Origin of the sequence: Mycobacterium sp. 852002-40037_SCH5390672 (assembly GCF_001665875.1) — a bacterium.
Taxonomy (GTDB): Bacteria; Actinomycetota; Actinomycetes; order Mycobacteriales; family Mycobacteriaceae; genus Mycobacterium.
On sequence record NZ_LZTA01000026.1, the window covers coordinates 1 to 647 of the forward strand.

General features: G+C 60.3%; 1 protein-coding gene. It reads right to left on the minus strand.

Going from position 1 to position 647, the window contains the following annotated elements:
* Nucleotides 1-647: class I SAM-dependent methyltransferase (locus A5782_RS04800; RefSeq protein ID WP_067095910.1), on the minus strand; the 647-nt coding region annotated here is incomplete at both ends.

Genomic DNA, 647 nt, shown 5'->3' on the forward strand with positions numbered 1-647 from the left:
CCGGTCAGATAGTGCATGTACTTGTCGTAGACCTCTTGGGACTGGATGGCGATCGCCTTTTCCTTGTTGGCTTCCAGATTTGCCGCCCAAATGTTGAGGGTCCGCTCGTAATGCTTCTGCAGCAACTGCACCCGCTCGACCGAGAAGCCGGCAGCCTCGCCGAACTTGAAAATGTCTTCCTGCGCCGGCAGCTGCCCACCCGGGAAAATCTCCTGGCCGATAAACCGCGCGAATCGGATATCGCTCATCGTCAAGGTGATGCCACGCGCCGGCATTTCTTGCCATTGATAGGTCAAGATCGTATGCAAAAGCATCCGGCCATCGTCGGGAAGGATGTCGTAGGCGCGATCGAAAAATGCGGGATAGCGCTCCATCTTGAAGAACCGGCCGTAGCGCTGGCGGCCGAAGTGCTCGAACGCGCCGATCGACACGATGCGGTCCACCGGTTCGTGGAACTTCTCCCAGCCCTCGAGCAGCACCCGCCTGGTGCGGGGGGTGTCCATCTGGTCGAAGGTCTTCTGCACGTGCTCGGCCTGGTTTTCCGACAGCGTGAGGCCGACGACGTTCACGTCGTATTTCTCGATGGCTCGCCGAAGGGTGGCTCCCCAGCCGCAACCGATGTCCAGCAGCGTCATCCCGGGCTCGAG